Origin of the sequence: Paenibacillus sp. FSL H8-0079 (assembly GCF_037991315.1) — a bacterium.
In the GTDB taxonomy this organism is placed as follows: Bacteria; Bacillota; Bacilli; order Paenibacillales; family Paenibacillaceae; genus Paenibacillus.
Map to the genome: position 1 here is coordinate 3,907,750 of NZ_CP150300.1, position 24,095 is coordinate 3,931,844.

20 protein-coding genes and 1 other annotated feature are annotated in these 24,095 nt (G+C 46.7%); of the genes, 5 read left to right on the forward strand and 15 right to left on the reverse strand.

Annotated features, from left to right (window positions below; genetic code table 11):
* Positions 1–9: 9 nt before the first annotated feature.
* From mutL to MHI06_RS17400, 9 genes are all read right to left on the reverse strand, one after another.
* Positions 10–2,226: a DNA mismatch repair endonuclease MutL gene (gene mutL / locus MHI06_RS17360; RefSeq protein ID WP_340398573.1), complete on the reverse strand. Its 2,217-nt coding sequence runs from the start codon at positions 2,224–2,226 to the stop codon at positions 10–12.
* A gap of 21 nt (positions 2,227–2,247) precedes the next feature.
* The gene (gene mutS / locus MHI06_RS17365) at positions 2,248–5,049 is read right to left on the reverse strand and encodes a DNA mismatch repair protein MutS (protein ID WP_340398574.1); all 2,802 of its coding nucleotides are present in this window, start codon (positions 5,047–5,049) and stop codon (positions 2,248–2,250) included.
* A gap of 208 nt (positions 5,050–5,257) precedes the next feature.
* On the reverse strand, positions 5,258–6,508 hold the full coding sequence (locus MHI06_RS17370; protein WP_340398575.1) for a hypothetical protein: 1,251 nt from the start codon (positions 6,506–6,508) through the stop codon (positions 5,258–5,260).
* A 201-nt stretch (positions 6,509–6,709) separates the two neighbouring features.
* Positions 6,710–7,270 (reverse strand): outer spore coat protein CotE, encoded by a 561-nt coding sequence (locus tag MHI06_RS17375; protein WP_062835006.1) that lies wholly within the window; start codon positions 7,268–7,270, stop codon positions 6,710–6,712.
* A 75-nt stretch (positions 7,271–7,345) separates the two neighbouring features.
* Positions 7,346–8,323: an aromatic acid exporter family protein gene (locus MHI06_RS17380; protein WP_169481071.1), complete on the reverse strand. Its 978-nt coding sequence runs from the start codon at positions 8,321–8,323 to the stop codon at positions 7,346–7,348.
* 348 nt (positions 8,324–8,671) lie between these two features.
* Positions 8,672–9,463, reverse strand: a complete 792-nt coding sequence (locus tag MHI06_RS17385; protein WP_340402142.1) for an ABC transporter permease — start codon at positions 9,461–9,463, stop codon at positions 8,672–8,674.
* A gap of 38 nt (positions 9,464–9,501) precedes the next feature.
* A complete protein-coding gene (locus tag MHI06_RS17390; RefSeq protein ID WP_340398576.1) occupies positions 9,502–10,296 on the reverse strand; it encodes an ABC transporter ATP-binding protein in 795 nt (264 codons plus the stop codon).
* A gap of 28 nt (positions 10,297–10,324) precedes the next feature.
* Complete coding sequence (locus tag MHI06_RS17395; protein WP_340398577.1) at positions 10,325–11,329, reverse strand: ABC transporter substrate-binding protein; 1,005 nt, start codon at positions 11,327–11,329, stop codon at positions 10,325–10,327.
* A 158-nt stretch (positions 11,330–11,487) separates the two neighbouring features.
* Positions 11,488–13,002, reverse strand: coding sequence for a carboxypeptidase M32 (locus tag MHI06_RS17400; protein ID WP_340398578.1), 1,515 nt, complete (start codon positions 13,000–13,002; stop codon positions 11,488–11,490).
* A 225-nt stretch (positions 13,003–13,227) separates the two neighbouring features.
* Here MHI06_RS17400 and MHI06_RS17405 point away from each other — a divergent pair, with 225 nt between their 5' ends.
* The 4 genes from MHI06_RS17405 (at position 13,228) to MHI06_RS17420 (ending at position 15,427) form a co-directional block, all read left to right on the forward strand.
* Positions 13,228–13,803: a carbonic anhydrase gene (locus MHI06_RS17405; protein WP_169481075.1), complete on the forward strand. Its 576-nt coding sequence runs from the start codon at positions 13,228–13,230 to the stop codon at positions 13,801–13,803.
* Positions 13,804–13,975: 172 nt separating this feature from the next.
* Complete coding sequence (locus MHI06_RS17410) at positions 13,976–14,542, forward strand: PadR family transcriptional regulator (protein WP_169481076.1); 567 nt, start codon at positions 13,976–13,978, stop codon at positions 14,540–14,542.
* A 97-nt stretch (positions 14,543–14,639) separates the two neighbouring features.
* A complete protein-coding gene (locus tag MHI06_RS17415) occupies positions 14,640–15,143 on the forward strand; it encodes a hypothetical protein (protein ID WP_340398579.1) in 504 nt (167 codons plus the stop codon).
* A 5-nt stretch (positions 15,144–15,148) separates the two neighbouring features.
* Positions 15,149–15,427, forward strand: a complete 279-nt coding sequence (locus MHI06_RS17420; RefSeq protein ID WP_017687903.1) for a YxcD family protein — start codon at positions 15,149–15,151, stop codon at positions 15,425–15,427.
* Positions 15,428–15,584: 157 nt separating this feature from the next.
* On the opposite strand, the gene tyrS is transcribed toward MHI06_RS17420, so the two are convergent.
* From tyrS to MHI06_RS17450, 6 genes are all read right to left on the reverse strand, one after another.
* Entirely contained in the window at positions 15,585–16,847 is a 1,263-nt protein-coding gene (gene tyrS, locus MHI06_RS17425; protein WP_340398580.1) for a tyrosine--tRNA ligase, read from the reverse strand.
* Positions 16,848–16,964: 117 nt separating this feature from the next.
* Positions 16,965–17,192, reverse strand: a binding site (T-box leader).
* 229 nt (positions 17,193–17,421) lie between these two features.
* On the reverse strand, positions 17,422–18,891 hold the full coding sequence (locus tag MHI06_RS17430; RefSeq protein ID WP_340398581.1) for a YdiU family protein: 1,470 nt from the start codon (positions 18,889–18,891) through the stop codon (positions 17,422–17,424).
* A gap of 330 nt (positions 18,892–19,221) precedes the next feature.
* A complete protein-coding gene (locus MHI06_RS17435) occupies positions 19,222–20,538 on the reverse strand; it encodes a nucleobase:cation symporter-2 family protein (RefSeq protein ID WP_340398582.1) in 1,317 nt (438 codons plus the stop codon).
* 316 nt (positions 20,539–20,854) lie between these two features.
* Positions 20,855–21,634: an NRDE family protein gene (locus MHI06_RS17440; protein WP_340398583.1), complete on the reverse strand. Its 780-nt coding sequence runs from the start codon at positions 21,632–21,634 to the stop codon at positions 20,855–20,857.
* Between the two features lie 46 nt (positions 21,635–21,680).
* Positions 21,681–21,980, reverse strand: a complete 300-nt coding sequence (locus MHI06_RS17445; RefSeq protein WP_340398584.1) for a Dabb family protein — start codon at positions 21,978–21,980, stop codon at positions 21,681–21,683.
* 54 nt (positions 21,981–22,034) lie between these two features.
* Complete coding sequence (locus MHI06_RS17450) at positions 22,035–22,616, reverse strand: TetR/AcrR family transcriptional regulator (RefSeq protein WP_340398585.1); 582 nt, start codon at positions 22,614–22,616, stop codon at positions 22,035–22,037.
* A 223-nt stretch (positions 22,617–22,839) separates the two neighbouring features.
* Here MHI06_RS17450 and MHI06_RS17455 point away from each other — a divergent pair, with 223 nt between their 5' ends.
* Complete coding sequence (locus MHI06_RS17455; RefSeq protein ID WP_340398586.1) at positions 22,840–23,955, forward strand: NADH:flavin oxidoreductase; 1,116 nt, start codon at positions 22,840–22,842, stop codon at positions 23,953–23,955.
* The last annotated feature ends 140 nt before the right edge of the window (positions 23,956–24,095 follow it).

The following is a 24,095-nucleotide window of genomic DNA, read 5'->3' on the forward strand; positions in this document are numbered from 1 at the left end:
CCTAAATAGCTACATAACACGTTTGAACAATTTTTCCAGATCATATGTTGAAAATGAAATCACAATCGGCCGCCCATGTGGACAAGTGTAGGGCTGACGACATGAACCCAGACGCTGAATCAGCACTTCTGCCTCCTGATCCGTCAGCTTCTGGTTGGCTTTGATAGACGCCTTGCAGGAGCACATAATGGATGCAGCTTCTCGCATCTTGGCTACATCTATGCTGCGTTCACTCAACACCCACTCGGACATTTCTTCGATAATGTCTTTCTCGTCCCCTTTGGGGAACCAGAACGGATGGGAACGCACGCGGAACGTCTGTCCACCGAAATGCTCCAAATATACACCCGCCTGTTCGAACCAGGCCAGCCTTGTTTTCAGTTTTTCCGTCTCCGAAGGTGTAAACTCCAGCGTAATAGGCAGCAGTAACTCTTGTGAGGCCTGGGCAGGGTTACCAAATTTCTCGTAATAGTACTCATAATTGACACGTTCATGAGCGGCATGCTGATCAATCAAATATAAACCTTGGTCATTTTGCGCGATCAAATACGTACCATGATGCTGTCCGATCAGACTCAGCTCCGGAAATGCAGGCATGGATGCATCTGATTTAATGGCAGCAGCAAGTTTAGTGGCATCAGGCAGACCTGAGGTTTTCCACGTCCGTTCACCTCTTGCAATCGAAGACGGGTTGTAGGTTGTCCGAGCTTCCCTAACCGGTGAATTTACGGATTCGGAGCGATACGTAGCTGGTTTACCTTCAGCCAACGGTTTTTCTGTTGCTCCACGATCCCCACCATCTTGAGAAGAGAGGTCAGATTTGGGAACAGTTTCGGTAAAACTTGTACTTACATCCTTAGTACCTTCTTGCACGTTAACGGATGTCTGCCCCCCGTCATGACTAGCAATTTTCTGCAAAATATCCCCGTTCCAACTTTCTAACTGCTCAGGGGCGTGTGTAATCTCAGGTGGAGCTTCGGGCAGTGGCACCGACTGACCCTGTTCAGATACTGGCTGTCCTGTGGCCACATCCGCCGGAGCATCCAAATCCAGATCATCATCTTCCGTAGTCAACTTCAGGGATGCACTAGCAGGTTTCCCGAGTGGACCTTGTTGTCCATATCCTTCTGCATCAGATGCATCTTTCAGAGGACCCCGTGGAAAGAGGAATTGTTCCTGGATAAAGGAGCTATCGTCTCCGCGTCGAATCTGCTGCTTTTTGACCTGTGGAATCAATACTTCCTGCCGGAGTATCCCCCGTAATGTCGTCTCTATGAATTCATACAGTTCCGGTTCCTTGCTGAAGCGCACCTCCAACTTGGCCGGATGCACGTTCACATCCACAAGGGATGGATGCATCTCCAGTTGCACCACGACAAGAGGGAAGCGATTAATGGGCAGCAAGGTATGGTAGGCTTTGAGAATCGCCTGATTGAGACCGTAATTGCGAACAAATCTCCCATTAACAATCGTTGACATACCATTACGATTCGCTCGTGTCCATTCTGGCAGGCTGATCAGCCCGCTCACCCGGTAATCCAGACTTTCACCCTGAATGGGAAGCATCGCTTTCGCAGCACTTGTCCCATAGATCGCTGCAACCACTTGCAGCAGATCGCCATTACCCAACGTCTGAAGCAACACATTCTCATTATGGCGCAGTCGGAACGAAATGTTTGGATGAGACATCGCCATACGGTAAAGGACATCTGATATATGTCCCAGTTCCGTCTGGATCGTTTTCATATATTTGAGTCTGGCAGGTGTATTGTAAAATAGTTCTCTCACTGCAAAATCTGTACCTTGGGGTGAGGTTGCATCTTCATGAGTACGAAGGTTTCCACCTTCAATTACGATGCGGCGCCCCCGCCCGTCATTACCACTTGCCGATAGAACCTCTACCTTAGATACGGCTGCAATACTCGCCAAGGCTTCTCCGCGGAATCCAAGACTAGTGATCTGGAACAGATCTCGGCCATGGGCTATTTTGCTGGTCGCATGACGATAAAAGGCCGTTTCCATATCCTCTGGCTCAATACCTGAACCATTGTCTTTGACACGAATACTGAGGAGTCCGCCCTCTTCCACCGTCACTTCAATCTTGGTGGCGCCTGCATCCACCGAGTTTTCGAGCAACTCTTTGACGACTGAAGCAGGTCGTTCGACCACCTCACCCGCCGCGATCTGGTTGGCAATATGTTCATCAAGCACATGTATTTTCGCCACAGGTTTTCCCCTCCCTTATACTCAGGATAATTGCTGTGCCTTCAATTTGAGATCATTCAATATCTGCATCGCCTGAAGAGGCGTCATATTCATGACATCGATATCTTTCATCGTACGGATGAATTCTCGCGCTGGTTTATCCACCGCAACTACATCCGCTTTCGTTGCCACACTCGGCTCATCATCTCCAAAGATGGACAGTTGAACAACATCCGAATGGCTCGCATTGGACTGTCCTTTGCCGTTCAGTTTCTTAGCATGCTGCTTCCCGGCTGAATCTTCAATAGAAGGTGTGTAATCTGTACTTTCCACAGTGTCACGCTCCCGAATCAATGGTGCTGAATCCGTGTGCTGGAATTCTACACCTTTGACATTCAGTCCTGCTTCCTGCTTCTCGCTACCGACATACTCACTGCCCACCGCTACCTGCGCAGCTGCATGCTCAAACCCATGCAACAATCCATTAGCCCGCTCAATAATGCTATCAGGAAGACCTGCAAGACGAGCGCAATAGATACCATAACTGCTACTAGCTGCTCCTGCAATCAATTTACGCAGGAAATTAACCTTGTCGCCGCTCTCCTGTACTGCCATCGAGTAGTTGGCCAGCTTGTCCAGACTCTCCTCCAGATGAGCAAGTTCATGGAAGTGAGTCGATACAAGGGCTTTACAGCCGATAATATCATGTACATATTCAATAACAGACTGAGCAATGGCCATACCTTCGCTGGTTGACGTTCCCCGTCCCAATTCATCGATAATAATCAGACTGCGTGGTGTAGCTTTATCCGTCATAACCTGAATGTCGGCCATCTCCACCATGAATGTACTTTGTCCGCCAATGAGATCATCCGCGGCACCAATGCGTGTGAAAATACGATCCATGATCGGCACTTCGGCCTGACCCGCAGGTACAAAACAACCCACTTGCGCCAAAATGGAGATTAAAGCGACCTGTCGCATATACGTACTCTTACCAGCCATATTTGGACCGGTAATCAGCAGAATACGTGCCTCTTCCTTGGTCATTGCCGTGTGATTGGCAATAAATGCGCCGTCTCGCATAACCGCCTCGACGACCGGATGGCGTCCTTCTTCCACAACCAAGTCATAACCGTCGGTCAGCGTAGGCCGTACAAAGTTACGCTCAGCGCTAATCACCGCAAAAGATTGATATACATCAATCTCTGCAACCTGCTCGGCCAGCTTCTGCAGTCTTGCAATTTCTTTGTTCAGCCGCTCGCGCAGTTCCGCAAACAGTCCATATTCAATATCAACCATTTTGTCCTGAGCTTCGAGAATCAGCGTCTCTTTCTCCTTCAACTCTGGCGTAATATATCGTTCTGCATTGGCAAGTGTCTGTTTACGTTCATAACGTCCCTCTGGCAACGCGGACAGATTGGACTTGGTGATCTCGATATAATAACCAAACACTTTGTTATATCCAATCTTCAACGATCGAATGCCTGTCGCCTCACGCTCTCGCGCTTCCAACTCCGCAATCCACTGTTTCCCGTTAACCGAAGCTTCACGCAATTCATCCAGACGTTCATGGTACCCTTCACGAATCAGGCCTCCGTCCCTTACCGATACCGGTGGCTCGTCCACAATGGCTTGCCCGATGGCTTCACGCAGATCATTGCAATCATCCATCGTTTCGGCAATATGCTGCAATGTTGCGGAAGAAGATCCTGCGCAATGTTGACGAAGTCCTGGAATTTTCTCCAGCGATGACTTGAGCGCATTCAGGTCACGACCATTGGCATTACCAAAAGCAATCCGGCCTACCAAGCGCTCCAGATCATAGATGTCTTTGAGTTCTGCCCGCAGGTCCTCACGTAATATAAACTGGTTGTACAGCGTATCCACCGCTTCAAGACGCTCATTAATCTTCCCTTTTTGCAATAATGGCTTATCAACCCAGCGACGCAGCATTCTTGCACCCATGGACGTCTCGGTCCGATCAAGCAACCAGAGCAATGAACCTTTTTTGGAGCGCTCACGCACGGTTTCCACCAATTCCAGGTTTCGGCGGGTAAACGGGTCCAAGATCATGTAATGATCGGGCTCATACGTTGAGATTTGAGTTAATTGCCCCAGAGAACGTTTCTGTGTCTCACTCAGATAGGAGAAAAGTCGTGCAATACACGCTTGACGTTCAGGCTCCAATCTGGCCCACACAGCCTCTCCAAACTGCTGACGGACCAGATCTTCCTTATTCTTTGTCCAGGACGTGTAGACCACAGGGCGACCGATTGGAGATGCCTCGGATTCTACCGTTTCAAGCAGCGCTGCATCCCCCACAAGCTCTGATGGTTCATAGATGCCGATTTCATCTTTGAGCCATTCCTTGGAATAGGGTACGGATGTCACATACAACTCACCCGTTGAAAGATCACAGGCTGCAAGCGCCAGCGTATTTTGATTACCTGTAAGACACACCATGTAGTTGTTGGATTTGTCCCCCAGCGTCTTACCTTCCATCACCGTTCCGGGTGTGACCACACGTACAATTTCACGTCGTACCATGCCTTTGGTTACACTCGCATCTTCCATCTGTTCACATATCGCGACTTTATATCCTTTTTCAATCAGACGCTGTATGTAATTGTCAGCCGAATGATAAGGTACACCGCACATCGGAATTTTGTCATCCGTGCCTCCGTTGCGTGCGGTCAGCGTGATCTCAAGTTCACGGGAAGCATTAATCGCATCCTCGAAGAACAATTCATAGAAGTCACCCAGTCTAAAAAATAGAAAAGCATCTTGTGCTTCGGCCTTCACTTGCAAATATTGTTGAATCATTGGCGTATACTGAGCCATGATGAATATCCTCCATCCCGTTCCTATAATGTCAGGAAGAAACGCGTCCTGGAAGGACAATAAGACGGTCAGGCACTGTGTTTGCGCCTCCGCCTTATGTGTTGGCTATTCGCCACTTCCTTCAAGGGTTGCTGCTCCATATCTTCCGTAGTAGCTTATTACTTAATAAAAGACTTGTTTCTTATTATATCAAAAAAACGTCCGTTCTTCATGAACCTGCCCGAATATTCCAGAGTTTGCGAATATCTCGGCTCTCATCCCAGGTTCTTCCCAGTTTTAATTGAAGGAGTAACGGTGACGCATACCGTTCATAACGTGCATATCCATCCAACCTCTTCAGATCATCTACCAGAGCTGGAATGTGTTCCTTGATCACTTCGCGCTTTCCTTCATAAAAAGCGGTATGAACCTCAGCTTTCTCCAACGGACGCTGCCGTAATTGAGTATACCCGCTCGCGATCAGACCTGCCAAGGCCACAACGCCTTTCGCAACGAGGGGCGACACAAGAAAGCTGGGTAACGTACGATACTCAAACCCACCGTAGGATTTCAGGCGAAAATCACCAAGCGCTCCATAACGTGGCCGTCTCTCCGATCCACGCGGATCTTGAAGAAACGCCAGCGGCAATGCCAGATAATTGTCCAGTCCACGGAGCAGTTCCCCGGTAAGATTCACGCCACTAAAATGAATATGACCCCCAAGAGGTAACCCACGTTGCGGCATCCCGCCTGCCTGCCAGATGAGTGAGTGATCACTGATGCTGCGGGAAGCCGCTGCAAATGCCCTCATGAGATGAGCCAGTAGCTCACGCGGTTCAGAGCTGGGTGCGGGCCGCAATTCAGCAATTGGGTATATGCGCCTGCCACCAATCGTCACGGAATCACAACCTGCCATTCCTGTGCGTTCCAGAAATCTGGAGGCGGGTACGATTTTGGATTCTGGCATCTGTACCAGAAGAAACTCAGGGTCCATACCTAGTATAGGCGTGGGTCTATGATTACGTTCCTCATCCAGCAGTTCCTGCTGCTGCTTCCAGCTTTCCCTGTAGGTAGCAGCAAGATTGGTCACCCCTTTCCAAGGGCACGGATCAATCGAAATCACGGCACAACCGCCGTTCCCAGAGGATTCCATTCGAACAGCCCCATGATCAAGTCCTAGCGTATACAGCGTTTTGATTGCAAGTCGTTCAACACGCTTGAATAAGGTTGAACTCTCCTCACGCTCTAACAAACTTTCTTGCGTCCCTCCCATGCCGCTAGTATCCTTGCGCTTGATCCTGATCGCCTGCAGACAGCTTATCTCTACATCGTAGCGTACACGCAAACCGGGTTCACGCTTGCGCCGATCCTGTAGTGACAATACTTCTATACCTGCCTGTTTCAACCGTTCTCTACGTTGAGCAGAGGTCATATTTTCATATCGGCGTAGCGCTTCCTCCGCTTGTTCCATCACATTCATTACGTCCCCCCTCCCGGATCATGCAACTAAAATAAAAATAACCCCGCAATGCGGAGCCTTCACGTGAAAGGTATTCCAGGCACATTGCGAGGCTCGTTACCACCCATTTTTCAATATTTAAGAAGAAAGAGGGCTCACGCCCTCTTCACCGCGCCTTCCGGCGCATATGATACCTTAGGTTATCAAATAAAGGCGTCAAACTCACAGCTCATCGTCGAGCAGATCGGGATCGAGATCGTCATAATCTCCATCACCACTGCCAAAGTCATAATCCTTGTCTTCGTAATCACCGCAACCATCTGTGCAGACCTTCACGCAAACTTTAGTCTCGGCAACGAGTTCCACAGCGAATTCCCGTTCTACTCGGATAATTACACTGCTTCCACCTGCTGATACTGTGGCTTCCACACAGCTAGGTTCCTGCGTTGCATCCGCAGATACCTCTACTGTGGAAGTCCGGTGTTTCGGATCCAGATAGGACAAAGGCACATGTTCTACATACGACACCGTTTCTTTGGCTACATCCGTCTGCGAATTCTTGTCATAGGAATACCAAATGTTGATATCGTAAGTACCAATAACTTCAATTCCGTCACCCGCTGATACGGCTTCATATTGGTGGTTGATAATCCAAGCCCCCAAAATACTTGTCGGACCATTTGGCGGAGTCACGGTATGTGTTACGGTAGAGAACTTACGACCTTTGCCGCAGATCGCCTTCGTGATAATCTCTCTACATTGATGTTTATGACTCAATGACATCTTTAAACCTCCTCCATACAATCATTCACTACAAGTGTATGCAGGGCATTCGTCTAGGGTGACAACTATTTTCTATTATTCGTTTGTAGATTGGGACCGGTCCGAGATTGGGGACGGCGCTTTGTCCTTCTTTGCGACTTTCAGATACAGCGCGAGTTCACGGCACAGCTGGAGAATTGCGGAGCGAATCTCGAATTCTTCCCTTGTATCCGGCAACTCCATACGTCTGAATTCTTCTTGCACATCCGCAAGAAGTTTTTCAGTTCGTCCGGTGTAGGATTCAGTAAGTACATCCTGACTAAGCTGATCGAACAGTTCCGATACCATTTCCGCATGTGGCATCTTCTCATAAATCTGGGACACCAGATGCATCATGTGCTGGATGGAGTCCAGCTGCGTTTTGCGCATATAGAAGTAGACACTCCATTCCTCATTCGGATGAATCACCTGATTCTCCAGCGAACGCTTGGCTGCATCAATGCCGCCCAGAATTGCTTTATCTGCTTCAATTAATTCTCTCCCCGCCCAAGCTTCATTGGGATTACGTAGCGTGGCCGCGAATTCCTTGAAGATCTTCGAGAAGAGTTCATCGATTCGTTTGCGGATGCGCAGCATTTGTGGATCGGCTGCCGGCATATAAGCCAGGTTAACTGCCATTGCTGAACCAAGACCAATCAGCAGCAAAGCAATTTGCACGAGGATGACATGCACGTCCATCTCTCCGCCGCCAAACACCCGAAACACCACAACTGAACCTGTTACAATGCCTTCCTTGAAGCCTACCCGAACAATAACCGGGAATGCGATCAATATGTATACGGCCAGCACCCAATAATGGAAGCCTAAAAAGTGAAAAAGTACACTTGCAAATAAAAGTCCGACTACTGAAGCAAAGAACCGCGCCGATATGGTGCGAATACTTCGTTTTCTCGTCACATCCACACCAAGAATCGCAAGCAATCCCGCTGATGTTGGTCCCGGCAAGCGACACCAGTCCGCAATCAATACGGCCATTAATGCGGCGATTGCAGTTTTAATTACCCTAAAACCCATTTAACATTCCATCTCCTCTAAGCTGCAAAAAAGTTCTTAGCCAGCTCATCGCCTCATTCATTTATCATGACTAGTATGGCTCATCCAACTGTAAACTAGACGACACCAACCGACATGCGCATGCATGCCGGTCACAGCAACACGCCCCGAATGAGGGACGCTGGCAAGTTAGATCGTTGCGACAGAACCTCAAGGCCCTCTTCTCCAATCATCGCATTCATTCCGGATCTGCGCGGAATATTCATACTAAATATGGTACTTGATTTTACAGTATCGGGCAACGTGACACCCCTTGTGAAATTGTATACATATTATAAACGTTCATAGTACGAATAAAACACGGCCAAATCACCTGCGACCAGCCAACAATTTGCGCTCCGCATAGACGACAAGTTGATACATGGCTGTTGCAACTGCAGCAATAATTAACAGACTCGATAATACGAGCGTGAAGTTGAATACCTGGAATCCGTAAATAATCAGATAACCGAGCCCTTGTTTCGCGACCAGAAACTCACCCACGATGACACCCACCCAGGCCATGCCTACGTTGACTTTCAAGGTCGATACAATCGCCGGAAAAGAAGCAGGCAATACAACTTTCGTAAAAATCTCGGAACGGTCCCCACCAAACGTACGAATGACTTTAACATAATTGGGATCGACTTCATTGAAGCTGTTATACACCACCAGTGTCGTGATGATGACCGTGATGGACAACGTGGTCATGACAATGGCTGTAAAACCCGCGCCGAACATAACAATAAAGATCGGACCAAGCGCTACCTTAGGCATACTGTTGAATACAACCATATAGGGGTCCAGCACTTTGGACAAAAAAGGAGACCACCAAATTAAGACCGCAAGTAAGGTTCCCACCAGTGTACCCAGCAAAAAACCAACTACCGTTTCCCCTACGGTTACCCCAACATGTGCCCACAACTCGCCACTGGCGATGTCCTTACCGATCTGAGCAAAAATCTTGCTCGGATAACTGAACAGAAGCACATCAATCCAACGTAGTCTGCCCGCCAGTTCCCACAGCAAAAACATAGATACTAGCATGGATAACTGTACAGCAAGCACTTGATGTCGCCATCTGGCCACCTGCTGAATATGATTCCGATGCAGCTGTCCCATCCACTCGTCACGCTTTTCCTGCCTCGGATTCGTTTGATTCACGCTTCTTTCTCACCTCCCCCGGACTGGTCCAGTTCACTCCATAACGCCTGAAACAGCTCATTGAATCCTTCTTGCTCCCTAGCATGAAACGGCTGAGATTTGCGAATTCCATCGGGAATGATAAATTCACGACGGATACGGCCCGGATTGCGATCCAGTACAATGACGCGGTCGCTGACCGCAATGGCTTCAGACAAATCATGAGTGACGAGTACAGAGGTTTTGCCAAACTCTTTTAACGTATCCGAAACCAGATCCTCCAGTTGCAGCTTGGTTTGATAATCGAGTGCGGAGAACGGTTCATCCAACAATAAAATTCCCGGATCGGTTGCCAGCGTGCGCACCAGGGCGACCCGCTGTCTCATGCCCCCTGAAAGCTCTGAAGGGTACTGATTCTCTGTTCCGGCCAAGCCCATGCTTATCAGCAATTCCCGTACACGCTCACGGCTCCGTTCATCCAGTCTGCCTGTCAATTCTAGTCCGATCAAAGCATTATCCAGAATGGTCCGCCATGGAAACAGATAGTCCTGTTGCAGCATATAACCAATCTGCGCTGAAGGGCCGCCAACGAGCTTCCCCTTAATCTTAACCTCTCCTTGAGTAGGTGTGAGCAGCCCGGCGATGATCGACAACAATGTCGTTTTACCGCATCCGCTCGGTCCAACCAGGCTGACGAACTCCCCTTTTTGGATCTCAAGACTCAAGTCTTCAATCACCAATGAAGCTTCCCGTTCGCTGACGTAGACTTGAGAGATCCCTTCCAGTCGGATCACACTTTCGGATTCAGGCATTCTGCTCACTTCCTTTCCTGAATACCCATTACTTCGATATCGTGGCTTCTTCCGCATAGGCATTGTCCACAATGACATTCAAATCCACACGTTCTTTCAATTCTCCGGCAGCACTCATGACATCAAGCAGATTGTTCCACTCTTCCTCATCAATGATCGGGTCTGTTGCATAGGTGCCCTGTTCCTTATAACGGTTCACACTGCTGACCAGAATGGCTGGATCGATGTCTTTGAAGAAAGGAGTAATGACTTCTGCAATCTCTTCAGCCGTATGGGAATCTACCCATGCTTGCGCTTTATGCAGACCGTTCGTAAATTTCTGCACGATATCCTTGTTGTCGTTAAGATAGCTCTGTTTCGTCATGAAGACCGTGTAAGGCAGATGACCACCTTCTGCGCCAAACGATGCAACAACCTTGCCCCGACCTTCTTGTTCAAAGATGGATGCCTGGGGTTCAAACAGTTGAACATAATCTCCCGTGCCTGAGGCGAAAGCAGACGCAATATTGGCAAAGTCCACATTTTGAATCAACTCCAGATCACTTTGCGGATCAATGCCATGTTTGTTCAGTGCGAACTCCCCTGCCATTTGCGGCATGCCGCCTTTGCGCTGGCCGAGAAATGTGGAATCCCTCAATTGCTCCCAATCGAAGCTGCCTTCCGGGTTACGTGCGAACAGAAAAGTACCATCCGTCTGGGTGAGTTGGGCAAAGTTAATGACTGGATCTTCTGCTCCCTGCTGATAGACGTATATGGACGTCTCTGCACCTACCAGTGCGATATCCACCGAACCTGCGAGCAATGCCGCCATCGTTTTGTCACCACCAGCAGTCGTCTGAATCTCCACCTCAAGTCCCTGCTCCTCAAAAAAACCTTGAGCCACCGCCACATACTCCGGTGCGTAAAATACCGAACGAGTCACTTCGCCAATCGTAATCTTGGCTTCATTCTCTTCCTTATTACAGCTGGTGAGTGCCACAATGATAATTAGCAGAATAACGATGCCCCGGACGAACCATGGCGTGTATTTCATGTTGTTTCCCTCCTTCACTGGTTTCAGCAGTTTCTCTCTATTATGGATATGCTGATGCCCAACAAAAGGTTAAGAACTTGAATACAAAAAAGAGCCGGGCATTCATGCCCGACTCTCCATTCTTCTAAACATTGTTTAAATATGCTATTTATTGTATGTTACAGCTTGTAAATCTCGGCATATTTGGCTTCCAAATAATCGGCCAGATAATCCGGGTTCAATTCTTCACCCGTTACGGCAACAATCAATTCGGAAGGTGTACGACTTTTGCCATATCGATAGATCTTGTCTGTAAGCCATTCCTTGATTGGAATCAGATTACCTTCTGTAATATGGGTATCAAACTCCGGCATTTCCTTGCGCAATGTATGTAGAATTTGAGCTGCATACATATTACCCAGAGAATACGATGCAAAGTAACCAAAGTCTCCACCAGACCAGTGAACATCCTGAAGAACGCCTTCTCCATCATTCGTTGGCATAATACCGAGGTATTCTTTGTATTTTGCATTCCAGGTTTCCGGCAGGTCCTTCACTTCTAGACCATCGTTAAACAGCATTTTCTCAATTTCATACCGGATAATAATGTGCAGGTTATAGGTCAGTTCATCGGCTTCAATCCGAATGAGTGAACTCTCCACCCGGTTGATTGCACGATAGAAATCTTCCAGTTCAACCTCGCTCAGTTGCGGGAAATGCTGCTGCAAATCTTTGTAATAGCGTGTCCAGAATGGCAGGCTGCGACCAATCATATTTTCCCAAAGACGGGACTGGGACTCATGAATACCCATGGACGTTCCTTCGGCAAGAAGGGTACCCGCCAGACTCTCATCAATATTTTGTTCATACAGGGCATGTCCGCCCTCATGCAGTGAACTGAAGACTGCGCTTGCTACATCATCTTGCAGATAATGTGTCGTGATTCGCACATCACCCGGGTTAAGGCCCGTTGCAAAAGGATGAACACTCTCGTCCAATCGTCCGGCTTCAAAGTCATATCCCATCTGTTCCAGGATGAACAGACTGAACTTTTCCTGCTGCTCGGTGTCAAACAACTGATTCAAGAACTCTGTATTTGGCTTGTTTTCTGAAGCATTGATCTTCTCTTGCAGAGGCACCAAACGTGCTTTGAGGCGAGCGAACACAGCATCCACTTTCTCAACGGTTAGATCAGGCTCATACATATCAAGCAACGTATCATACCGTGTATCCTTCACACCCCAATAATCAATAAACTCCTGTTTGAGCTTAACGATATCTGTCAGATAAGGTGAGAACCCTGCAAAATCACTGTTATGCTTGGCATCTTCCCATGCGGTTTCGGACTTCGCCGTGAGCACGGTATATGATTGTACTTTCTCAGGTGGTACAGACTGACTGCGATCATATTCTTTCTTACAGTCTTCAACCAGACGACGATCTATATCTTCGAGTTGTTCCAATACCGCTGGAGTGGTTAATGCATCCAGGTAGGTCTTCATGTCAGCCGAGGTTTGCAGCTTGAATGCTTCGGTGGACAGCATACCCAGCGTCTCCGAGCGAGTCGGAACGCCTTTTTTCGGCGCACCTGTGCGCAGATCCCAGTGAAGCAAACCGATGGCTTCATGATAGCTCTTAATTTTACGAGCCAAATTACGGAAGGATTCCAAATGTTCCTGTGTTTGTTTATCCATTGTTATCGTTCACCTCTTCAAAAAAAATGTCATACCCTATTGATGATACTTTTCCCATTGAGTATAATCAACTTTTAACAGAGGCAAATTGCATTATTCTACTACAAAGGGTGAGTAATGTGATTTGCTGACCGTGATATACTAATAACGCAAAGGCGCGTAGGACAAGCTGCATCAAATGCAAGTGGCCGTGCTCGTCGTATTGGATAACAGGAGGCAATGGACATGAACAACATTCAAGAGATTTTGGCTTACAACAAAACATTTGTCGAGACTAAAGAATACGAAAAGTATACGGCTGGCAAGTTTCCAACCAAAAAGATGGTTATCATCACTTGTATGGATACACGTCTGGTGGAAATGCTGCCCAAGGCCATGAATCTGAAGAACGGTGATGTGAAAATCATCAAAAACGCAGGCGCGATTATCTCTCAGCCTTTCGGCAGTGTAATGCGTAGTGTGCTTGTCGCCATCTATGAACTGGGTGCAGATGAAGTTCTGGTTGTCGGACATACGGAATGCGGTATGGCTTCCCTTCACGCAGAGACGATGATTGGACATATGGTTGAACGTGGCGTATCTGAAGAAGTCATGACAACTCTTGAGAACTCTGGCATCCGTTTGCAAAAATGGTTGCGCGGGTTTGACAGCGTCGAAGAAGGGGTAAAACATACTGTGGAAGTGATCAAGAAGCATCCTCTACTTCCTCCCAATGTACCCGTCCACGGCATGGTTATCGATTCTGCTACAGGTGAGCTTGATCTTGTCGCTGAGGGGTATGGACAACAGGCATCTCTCTAAATGGTTTGGCGTGCGGACCTTATGGTTCGCACTTTTTTTGTCTAAATTGAGGCAGTTGCTCTGTCAGGTTGTCAAACCATACAGTTTCAGTGTACACTTTTATGAAAGCGGTCAAAGAAAGCAAAATTGATTATTTTCTCTGACCCAGCCCTAATATTAAGGAGACATGTGCATGAACATACTTTCCTACGGATTGCTCGGGCTGCTTACCCGCGAGGAGTCATCGGGCTATGATCTGATGCTGAAGATTCAGCCGCATTGGCAGGCGAAACACAGTCAGATCTACCCACTCCTGTCCAAGATGGAAAACGATGAGTTATTGGCCTCCCGCTGGGTACAACAGTCTGACAAACCGGACAAGAAAATGTACGCAGTTACGGAAAAAGGCATTGAAAAGCTCTTGGAATGGATGATTACTCCTGTTACCGCACCGGTTACGCGCGATGAATTTAATTTGCGTATCTTGTGTGTTGGCATTGCGGAAGACGGAAGCATGAGACGCATTCTAAATGAGCGTAAAAGCTGGTTTATGGAACGCATACGTTATTTCGAGGAACTGAAATCACGTATACCTCTGGATAATCTTCGTGTAGGCAACCGAGATTTTGGAAGCTACATCCTGGTACAAAAAGGGTTAATGCATGCGCAAACAGGCCTGGAATGGTGTAACTGGGTTACCCAATTGCTTGATGGCCAAGCTGCAATTCAAGACCCAAGTCCAAGCGTTTCAGAAATTTAATAAAATTTGAAACGTTCCTGCAAGTCGACCGTATTACATGAGTAAGGCCCATTTTGGGCGATTCAAACAATTTAATCGGGGGGTTACGATCTTTACAATGAAGAAAAAATTTGGAGTTAAACATCTAATGATGGTATTTATGGCCTTTACATTATTGTTCGCAACAGTGGGAGTAACGAATCCGGATTCAGCGGATGCAAGACGTGGTGGCGGATTCAAATCCGGTACGAAAAGTTATAACAATACACCTAAGAAATCCGACTCCAACAGTAACGTGAACCAATCCAATTCCGGCAATAACTCCGGTACTGGTGCAGCTGCAACTCGTGGTGGTGGATTCTTCGGTGGTGGCGGCGGATTCATGAAAGGCATGATGCTTGGTGGTCTTGCTGGTATGATGTTCGGCGGATTGTTCGGTGGCATGGGCGCCCTGGGTAACATCCTTGGATTGCTCGTGAACGTTGCAGCAATTATGTTGATCGTTATGTTGGCTATGGCACTCTTCAGAGCCATCTCCAATCGTCGTAAACCTGCAGCGAATGGCCGTTATGACCGTCGCAATGATCGTGATGATGATCGCAACAGAAACGGACGGTACTAATCTCTATGGTTCTGAGCATGGATGAAATTGTGAATGCAATCTGTATTCATATGGCAGAACGTAAGGGTGTACGTCCAACCGATGTGAACGTAGAACTGAGCTGGGAAGAAGATACAGGTTATTCCGCTGAAGTTTGGATTCAAGGCCGCAGTCAATATCTGGTGGAATCCAATATGATTGAAGCGATTCTTCGCTACCTGCACAGTGAATACAACATCCGGGCATACCGTGAGAACGTACGACTTGATCTGGATGAAGAGATCACAGCGATCGTTAATCAATAATATAGGTCAAGCAATGACCTGTTATACAAAAGACCGTCTCCACTCTGTCGCTTGACAGAGATGGAAGACGGTCTTTTTGTTTCTGTATAAGTGTTGTGATGTAGTCTGATACATCTCTTTACGTTCTAATACTTCTAATACTTCTAATACTCAGACACTATGATTGGAGTTTAACCAGGCTGTAGTTCTTTTTACCTTTACGGATAATGATGAATTTACCGCCAATGGCATGCTCTGCCGACACCGTGAATTCAAGCTCCGTAATTTTCTCACCATTCATGGAGATTGCACCTTTAGTGACATCTTCACGTGCCTGACGCTTGGATGGCTCCAGCCCCAGATCCACGAGCCAGTCCACGATATTTTTCGCTTCGCCGTCCGTTTCAAATGTTGGCATTTCCTTAAAGCCCTGCTCAATTTCGTCTGCTGTCAGGGAACGGATATCTCCACTAAACAGCGCTGCTGTAATCCGCTTAGCCTGTTCCAGCATGTCTTCGCCGTGAACGAATTTCGTCATTTCTTCCGCGAGTGCTTTCTGTGCTTCACGTTTGTGCGGCTCTGTCTCTACCTTTTCAGCCAAAGCTTCAATTTCTTCTTTGCTCAGGAAAGTAAAGTATTTCAAGTATTTAATGACATCACGGTCATCTGTATTCGCCCAGAACTGGTAGAACTCAAATGGTGTCGTTTTGTTCGGATCAAGCCAAATTGCGCCGCCAGCTGTTTTACCGAATTTGGTTCCGTCGGATTTGAGCATAAGCGGGATGGTCAGACCGTACGCCTTCGCTTCAGATCCTTCTTTTTTGCGAATTAGATCGAGACCGCTTGTGATGTTACCCCATTGATCGGAACCGCCGATTTGCAGTTGTACATCTTCGTTCTGGAACAGGTGCAGGTAGTCGAGGGATTGAAGGATCTGGTAGGAAAACTCGGTGAACGAGATTCCGCCTTCCAGTCTACTCGCAACTACATCCTTAGCCAGCATTGTGTTGAGGTTAAAGTTTTTGCCGTAGTCACGCAAGAATTCAATTACATTGATTTTGTGCGTCCAATCGTAGTTATTCACCATGCGAACTTGATTATCGCCATCTGTTACGAACAACTTCTTCATTTGTGCTGTCAGTGCATCCACATTATCCTGCACCTGCTCCATCGTTTGCAAAGAACGCTCTGCCTGACGTCCACTTGGATCACCAATTGTACCTGTAGCTCCACCAATCAGAATGACTGGACGATGTCCTGCCAGTTGAAAACGTTTCAGCATCATGAAGGGAATTAAATGTCCGATGTGCATGCTATCCCCCGTAGGGTCAACGCCGCAGTACAAGGAGACTGATTTGGTTTCAGTCAGTTCACGTAATCCCTCTGCATCGGTCTGCTGGTTAATGGCGTCACGCCACTCTAGTTCATCAATAATATTCATTCGTAAAAACCCCTTTTCTATCCTCAAGATTCAGTCATGATCCACGTCAAATTACGAAATTACACGCTGGAACGGCTTTTTTGGACACAAAAAAATCGCCTCCTTGTCTTCATTAGACACAGGGACGATTATCATAACCGTGGTACCACCCAAATTGCATGGATAACACGCCACCTTAACACGCTATCCATACCACTTTCGGCAATATATCGTTTGCCCTTCCGCTTGGCATTACCCAAGTACTCCAGAGTGTAATTCGCAGCCCTTGTATGTATCAGGTTCCATCAACCCCTGACTTTCTGTAACAGGGACAAAGCCGCTACTGCGCTCTATCAACGTGATTCATGTATTCAATTTATAGCAAGTATAGCCGAACGTTTGAGTCATTGCAAGGCCAAGTATGCAATCTTTGAACAGAACTACGGATGCATAGTTGAAACCAGCTTATATCGTCATCATGTTCAATTTCCGTGATAGCAACCATAGGCTTTCTCCGCAATCTGATGCTCATGTCAATACGGATTGTCGTAATGAAAAAGCTGCCAAAGGCAGCTCTCTCAAGACAAATTTCATTTTAGGTTCCGCAGAATGTGCGATAAGACGGATCACATGAAACCGGCAAGGTAGCGTAGTCAGCCTGTTCTGGTGTATACGCATAAGGCTGTTGCAGAACTGCAAGAAGTTGTTGCATCACACTATAGTCTCCATGATTCTCAGCTCGTTCCAGTGCTTCTTCTACCCGATCATTCCGAGGAATAACTGCTGGATTGTTACTCTTCATTTGTTGTATAACAACATTTTTTGTTTCGGACTGTCGCTCTAATCTGGACTGCCAACGTGAATACCACTCGTTAAACTCAGGTACTCCATTCAGGTTGGTTCCTTCCAAGGTACCTAGCGTCAGCGCCACGAACGTGTTCGTAAAATCTGCGGAATGTTTCTCCATCAGTTCAATAAGTTCTTTAATTAGAGTTTCATCTTCCGCTTCTTCATTGAACAGTCCCAATTTGGCTCGCATGCCTGATAACCAGTGATGATGATACAACTCTGAGAATTGCGCGATGGCATCCTGTGCGATTTGCACGGCCTGCTCCTCGTCTTCATGCAGCAGCGGTATAAGTGTCTCGGCAAAACGTGCCAAGTTCCATCCGCCAATATACGGTTGATTGCCATATGCATAACGACCTTGCTTATCAATTGAACTAAACACCGTACTCGGATTATAAGCATCCATAAAAGCGCATGGTCCGTAATCAATCGTTTCTCCACTGATCGCCATATTGTCCGTATTCATCACGCCATGAATGAAGCCAACTCGCTGCCACTGCGCAATAAGTGCCGCCTGAAGCTTGATCACTTCCTGAAGCAATCGAAGATAACGATCTTCATCTCCTTCAACCTGGGGGAAATGTCGCTCCAATGTGTAGTCTGCGAGAGTTCTCAGTTCCTCTTTCGATCCCCAACGCGCTGCATACTGAAACGTCGCTACTCGAATATGACTGGCAGCTACTCGTGTCAGTATGGCACCCGGTCGTTCTGATTCACGGACGATATGCTCTCCTGTGGACACAACTGCCAGACTCCGTGTGGTTGGAATGCCGAGTGCATACATCGCTTCACTTATGATATATTCACGCAACATTGGTCCAACTGCGGCACGTCCATCCCCTGCGCGAGAGTATGGAGTTCTTCCCGAACCTTTGAGCTGAATATCTACGCGCTCCCCCTGTGGGGTAATATGTTCACCAAGAAGCAATGCCCGTCCGTCACCTAGCATGTTGAAATTACCAAATTGATGACCTGCATAGGCCTGAGCGAGAGGCTCAGCTCCTTGCGGGGTTACATTTCCTGCAAATACGGCGGCACCTTCTTGCGTGTTCAGCGCTTCGGCGTTCAAGCCAAGTTCTGTTGCAAGCGTAGCATTGAAGATAAGCAGATCCGGTGATTCAACTGGCTCCGCTCCCTGGCTTGTGTAGAATATTTGCGGCAGACGTGCATAACTATTGTCAAAATTCAAACGGGTTTCCAGCTTAGCTTGTTGCATGAGGATCACAACTCCTTTTTTTGACCAAGGGAACATCCCTTGTTGTTATTGTAGCCTTGTGAACCAATGCTCATTTATGTAGTCGCATGGATATTCAATATAAAGGAACACATAAAATGTTCTTGATGAAACTTTAGCATATTTACATTCCTTTTGCATTCCTTCGCAATAACTTTCGTATGAAAATCATCATTTAGAGTCACAGCTTCCAAGCAAATAAAAACCCAAGAGGTTCTGTCATGAGGGGAGTTATTACCTTATTTCCCTCAATCCATCCCGTCTTGGGTCTGTTCCATTCATTAAATCAGTTTGGTTATCGTAGAAAAAGAATTACGTATGTGCTTCTTGTGCCTGTACAGGCTGAAGAGGCAAGCTTTCTTTTTTGAAGCCGAGGTTGAAGAAGACATTGAGCAAAATAGCTGACAGACTTCCTGTGATAATGCCATCGCTCACAATAATACGAATGCTTTGGGGAAGTTGAGCAAACAGATCCGGTACAGCGGTAACACCAAGACCAAGTGAAACGGAGCAAGCCACGATCAACAGATTGGATTGTTTGGCAAAGTCGACGTTTTGCAGCATTTTGATCCCGGATGAGACGACCATTCCAAACAGGACAACAGTCGCCCCACCTAATACAGCACTCGGAATAATCGTTGCAAAAGCAGCTACTTTGGGAATAAGTCCGAGAAAGACCAGAATACCTCCGGCTGCAACCACCACATTGGTCGTTTTCACCTTGGAGAGCTGAACTAAACCGACATTCTGCGCAAATGTATTGTATGGAAAGGCATTGAATATGCCACCTAGAACAAACGCGAGACCTTCTGCGCGATATCCCCGTGCCAGATCTTTTTCGTTGATCGGTTGATCGCAGATTTTACTCAAAGCCATAAATACACCTGTTGATTCGATAATAACTACCGTACCTACAATGATCATTGTAATAATGGGGCCGATCTCGAAGGTTGGCCATCCAAAGTAGAAGGGTTGGGGCAAATGGAACCAGGAGGCTTCCTGTACAGCGGCAAAATTCACTTTTCCCATGAAGGCTGCTATGAGGGTTCCCACGATAATCCCCAGGAGAACTGCCAGGGATTTAACAAAACCACGAGCGTATCGATTCAGGATCAGAATGAAAAGTAATACGCCAAAGGAAAGCGCCAAATTGTCCAAACTTCCGAAATTCTCGCTGTTTGCTCCACCCGCCATGTTCTTAATGCCGGTTGGGATCAGTGCAAGACCGATGATGGTTACCACTGTACCGATCACGACTGGTGGAAACAATTTGACGATTTTGCTGAAAAATACGGCAAAGATGACGATAAATAATCCGGCTGCGATGATCGACCCATATATGGCAGGAATTCCGTATTGCGATCCAATGGCAATCATAGGTGTGACCGCTACAAAAGAGCTTCCGAGCACCGCTGGCAAACCTATACCCAAGTACTTCCCTTTCCGAGCCTGAAGCCATGTTGCAATCCCACACGTTAACAGGTCAATGGATACCAGATACGCCAACTGCTCTGCAGTCAAATTTAGCGCTCTACCCACAAGCAAAGGTACCAGAATTGCTCCCGCATACATCGCGAGTACGTGCTGAATGCCCAGTGAAAAAATTCTCATCTTTTTGGTTTCTTTCATCCCACGTTGCCCCCCTGAAATTAGAATCAACCGAACCGCTGCAAAATCATGTTATGTTGATTCACATTATATAAACTATTCAGGGAAGTTCCATGATTCATAACATAGAATTGTTATAACATATAAATAGCCCAACTTAAATTGGGCGTGTTGTACAAAAGGGAATCTCAAACCTTTTATGTCGCGTTATATTATCTAACATAATAATTAACACAATTCTTTTTACACTCAGAAGAAATAAAATTGAACGTGCGATTTATCTTGAAGTATTCATGTTGAGACATAATGTCCGTACATCATAACTTGTTTCATATTCTCAGCTTGTCCAGTTAAGAGGCTTGATGTTAAAACGCTGCTCCATGACCTCTCCGTTCTGATGAACCCTCTCCGTAAACAATAATTCTTCTCTAGTCATCAGAACAACGGATGAAGCTCTGGTTCCATAGTCAAATTTTTCACTCTTAACAAATATGGGAGAAAGCAAACGTTCCCACTCCAATGGAACGCCTGTATGGGGTAGAAGCTCATCCACTGAAGGGTCTGCCAATTGTAGCAAATCTAATATTTGCTCTGTCAGGGTACTTTCTTCCTCCCCGTTGATGATTTTCTCCAGTCCTTCTTTTCCACGTTTCACCTTAGGCCAATCCGTATTGATCAAGTGATTACTAATCCCGTATATTCCCGGTTCCAACTTCATCACAACGTTGCCCACATTAGAATAATAATAGAGGTCGTCTGGATCACCCACCAACAAATTGTATCCAGGGTAATCATTGCGATTTTGCTCCGCACGTGGCATATATTGCTCAGGTGAGGACGTTCCCTTTAAAAAATCAGCAACCAGATCTCCTCTTGAACACTTGGCATGTACATCTTCATTCGGATCACGATAATTCGTGACAGCAGCCAGACGTCCCCCTGTTGTTACGCCCATCCAGGTTCCCATTTTCGACAAATCCCGGCCTGCCAATATTTGAGGGTGATCTTCCCAATAATGTGCTTGAGCCGTAGGTCTGTGATAGAATTCATCCCTATTGGATCCCAATATAAGCGGATACTTTGGATGCATGTTGTAAGCAAATAAAATCAAACACATGGAAATCTTCAACTCCTAGATTCGTTAAACCTCTGATATCGGGGCTTTATATCGCATAATCAACTACAATTACATCTTCCACCCAACCATCCAAGGAAGCTACAAATGCCTGATGAGCAGGATGTGGACCATAGGCGCGCAATGCGTCCTGATCTTCAAACGTCACTCGTAATCCAATCGTATAACCTTGAATACGGTCCGTTTCTTCCGTTGCATTGATTCCAGCCGTCAGCGCGACGATTCCCGGAATTTGTTCCTGTAGTGCGAGCAATTGAGCCACCAATTCCTGCTGCTTGTCAGTCGTAATTTTATCGTTAAATTTAAAAACAACCAAATGTTCAAACATGTTCTTATTCCTCCTCTGTCCATTCGAATAGTAATGCAACTTCATTTAATGAATTCAATTCAATAATTCCAACCCGCCGATCATGTAGGGGACAACTCGTTGGGCTAACTCAGCAGGGGATTCCTGCCCGCCTTCAATATTCCATCGATACGTTATTCCATAGATCGACCAGCTTAGCATGGTTGCCGTAATTTTCAGCGTTTTGGGATCTACATGCCCCGCTACTTTGCTCATTAATTCAAGAAGGAATTGCTCCAGTTGCGTCTTGATGTTCTCTTCAATAATTGGTGCAACAGTCTCATATTTTTTGATGCATCCATTACTTGAGACGTGATAATCACATAATGAAAATATAAGCTGTTGTATGGTCTCGGCTGATAACCTAGCATCCGGGTCCACCCTCTTCGTTACATATTCCATAAAAGCATCCGATAACAAGGCTTCAAGAAGTGCATATTTATCCTGAAAATGGGCATAAAATGTGGCCCTGTTGATTGTGGCTTGTTCCGTAATGTTTTGAATTGTAATGCTGTTGAAATTTTTAAGATTCAATTGGTTTAAAAACGCATCAAGAATTAATTGGCGCGTGCGGATTACACGCGGATCATTCGAGTTTGGAGACAATACACCAGACATGTCCCAATCCTCCTTTGTACACAAAATATTTGGTTAGACTCCTTCATTATAGATAAGTGTTATTTGTTCAACAAGTGAAAGTAAGTGCAAATACACCATACAATAATCCGTGTCTTTCGCTTAAGCAACAAAATGCTTCGATTGTTGGTTGAGCATGCCTATAGACCTTGTTAAGATTGCACTCGTACCCGCTTGAAGGTGCATAATAATGGAGGTGCTTAGTTTGAGTAATCAACAACATAACGTTATTTCTACGGAGCTTCTGTTTCAACCATACACTGTTCAAAAATTAACCCTGTCCTCACGCATCGTCATGTCCCCCATGGCTCGTGCTTTCTCCCCGGATGGTGTCCCGGGCCCCGATGTAGCCGCATATTATCGTCGGCGTGCCGAGCATGGTGTTGGACTCATTATTACCGAAGGTGCGACCATTGAGCATCCATCTGCATCAAGTGAGCCTAGAATCCCTCATATGTATGGAGAAGCAGCTCTTCAAGGGTGGGCTGAAGTGGTCGAACAAGTCCATGAAGCCGGCGGCAAGATTTTTCCGCAGATTTTACACATGGGAATCGTTCGCCCTTCCGGATCTCAGCCTCACCCCGAGGCTGAATCACTTAGTCCATCGGGAGTTGATATGGAAGGTACTCAAGTAGGTGAGCCAATGACGGAGGCAGAGATCGCAACTGTGATTCAAGCTTATGCAGATGCAGCAGCCAATGCGCAAAGTATTGGTTTTGACGGAATTGAACTTCACGGTGCACACGGTTTTCTGATTGATCAGTTTTTCTGGAAAACAACGAATAGGAGAACGGACCGCTATGGTGGTGACCTTCAAAAACGAACGCAATTCGCAGTTGAACTTGTAATGGCAGTTCGTGCTGCGGTAGGTCCTGATTTCCCTATCGCGATGCGGATTTCCCAATGGAAGATGAATGATTATCAAGCCAGACTGTTCGACACCCCCGAACAACTGGAACAATTCCTTCATTTGCTGGTTGACGCAGGTGTAGATATCTTCCACTGCTCGACACGACGCTTCTGGGAGCCCGAGTTTGAAGGATCTGGGCTTGGATTTGCAGGTTGGGTGCGAAAGCTAAGTGGTCAAACCACGATCACAGTCGGTTCTGTGGGTATGCCAAATGAGCCTGAAGCAGGAACTGATGAAGCAAAACATCCAGGTATGGACGAGCTTATGAAGCGTTTCGATCAACAGGAATTTGATCTGGTGGCTGTGGGACGTGCGCTACTTGGTGACCCGGCATGGGCTGCCAAAATGCGTGAAGGCCGTGTATCTGAAATTCAGTCTTTTTCACCTGAAGCACTGGCTACGTTACACTAAGGACAATTCCTTATTGTTCCGGACATTTTTTTGTCCAATATATATAGGTTTGAACTCATGAATCAACTATACTAAGCAAAGGGCTCGCTTTCCCTCCGGGATTGCGGGTATTTTGTTTTTAGAGATATCTGTCCGATCAA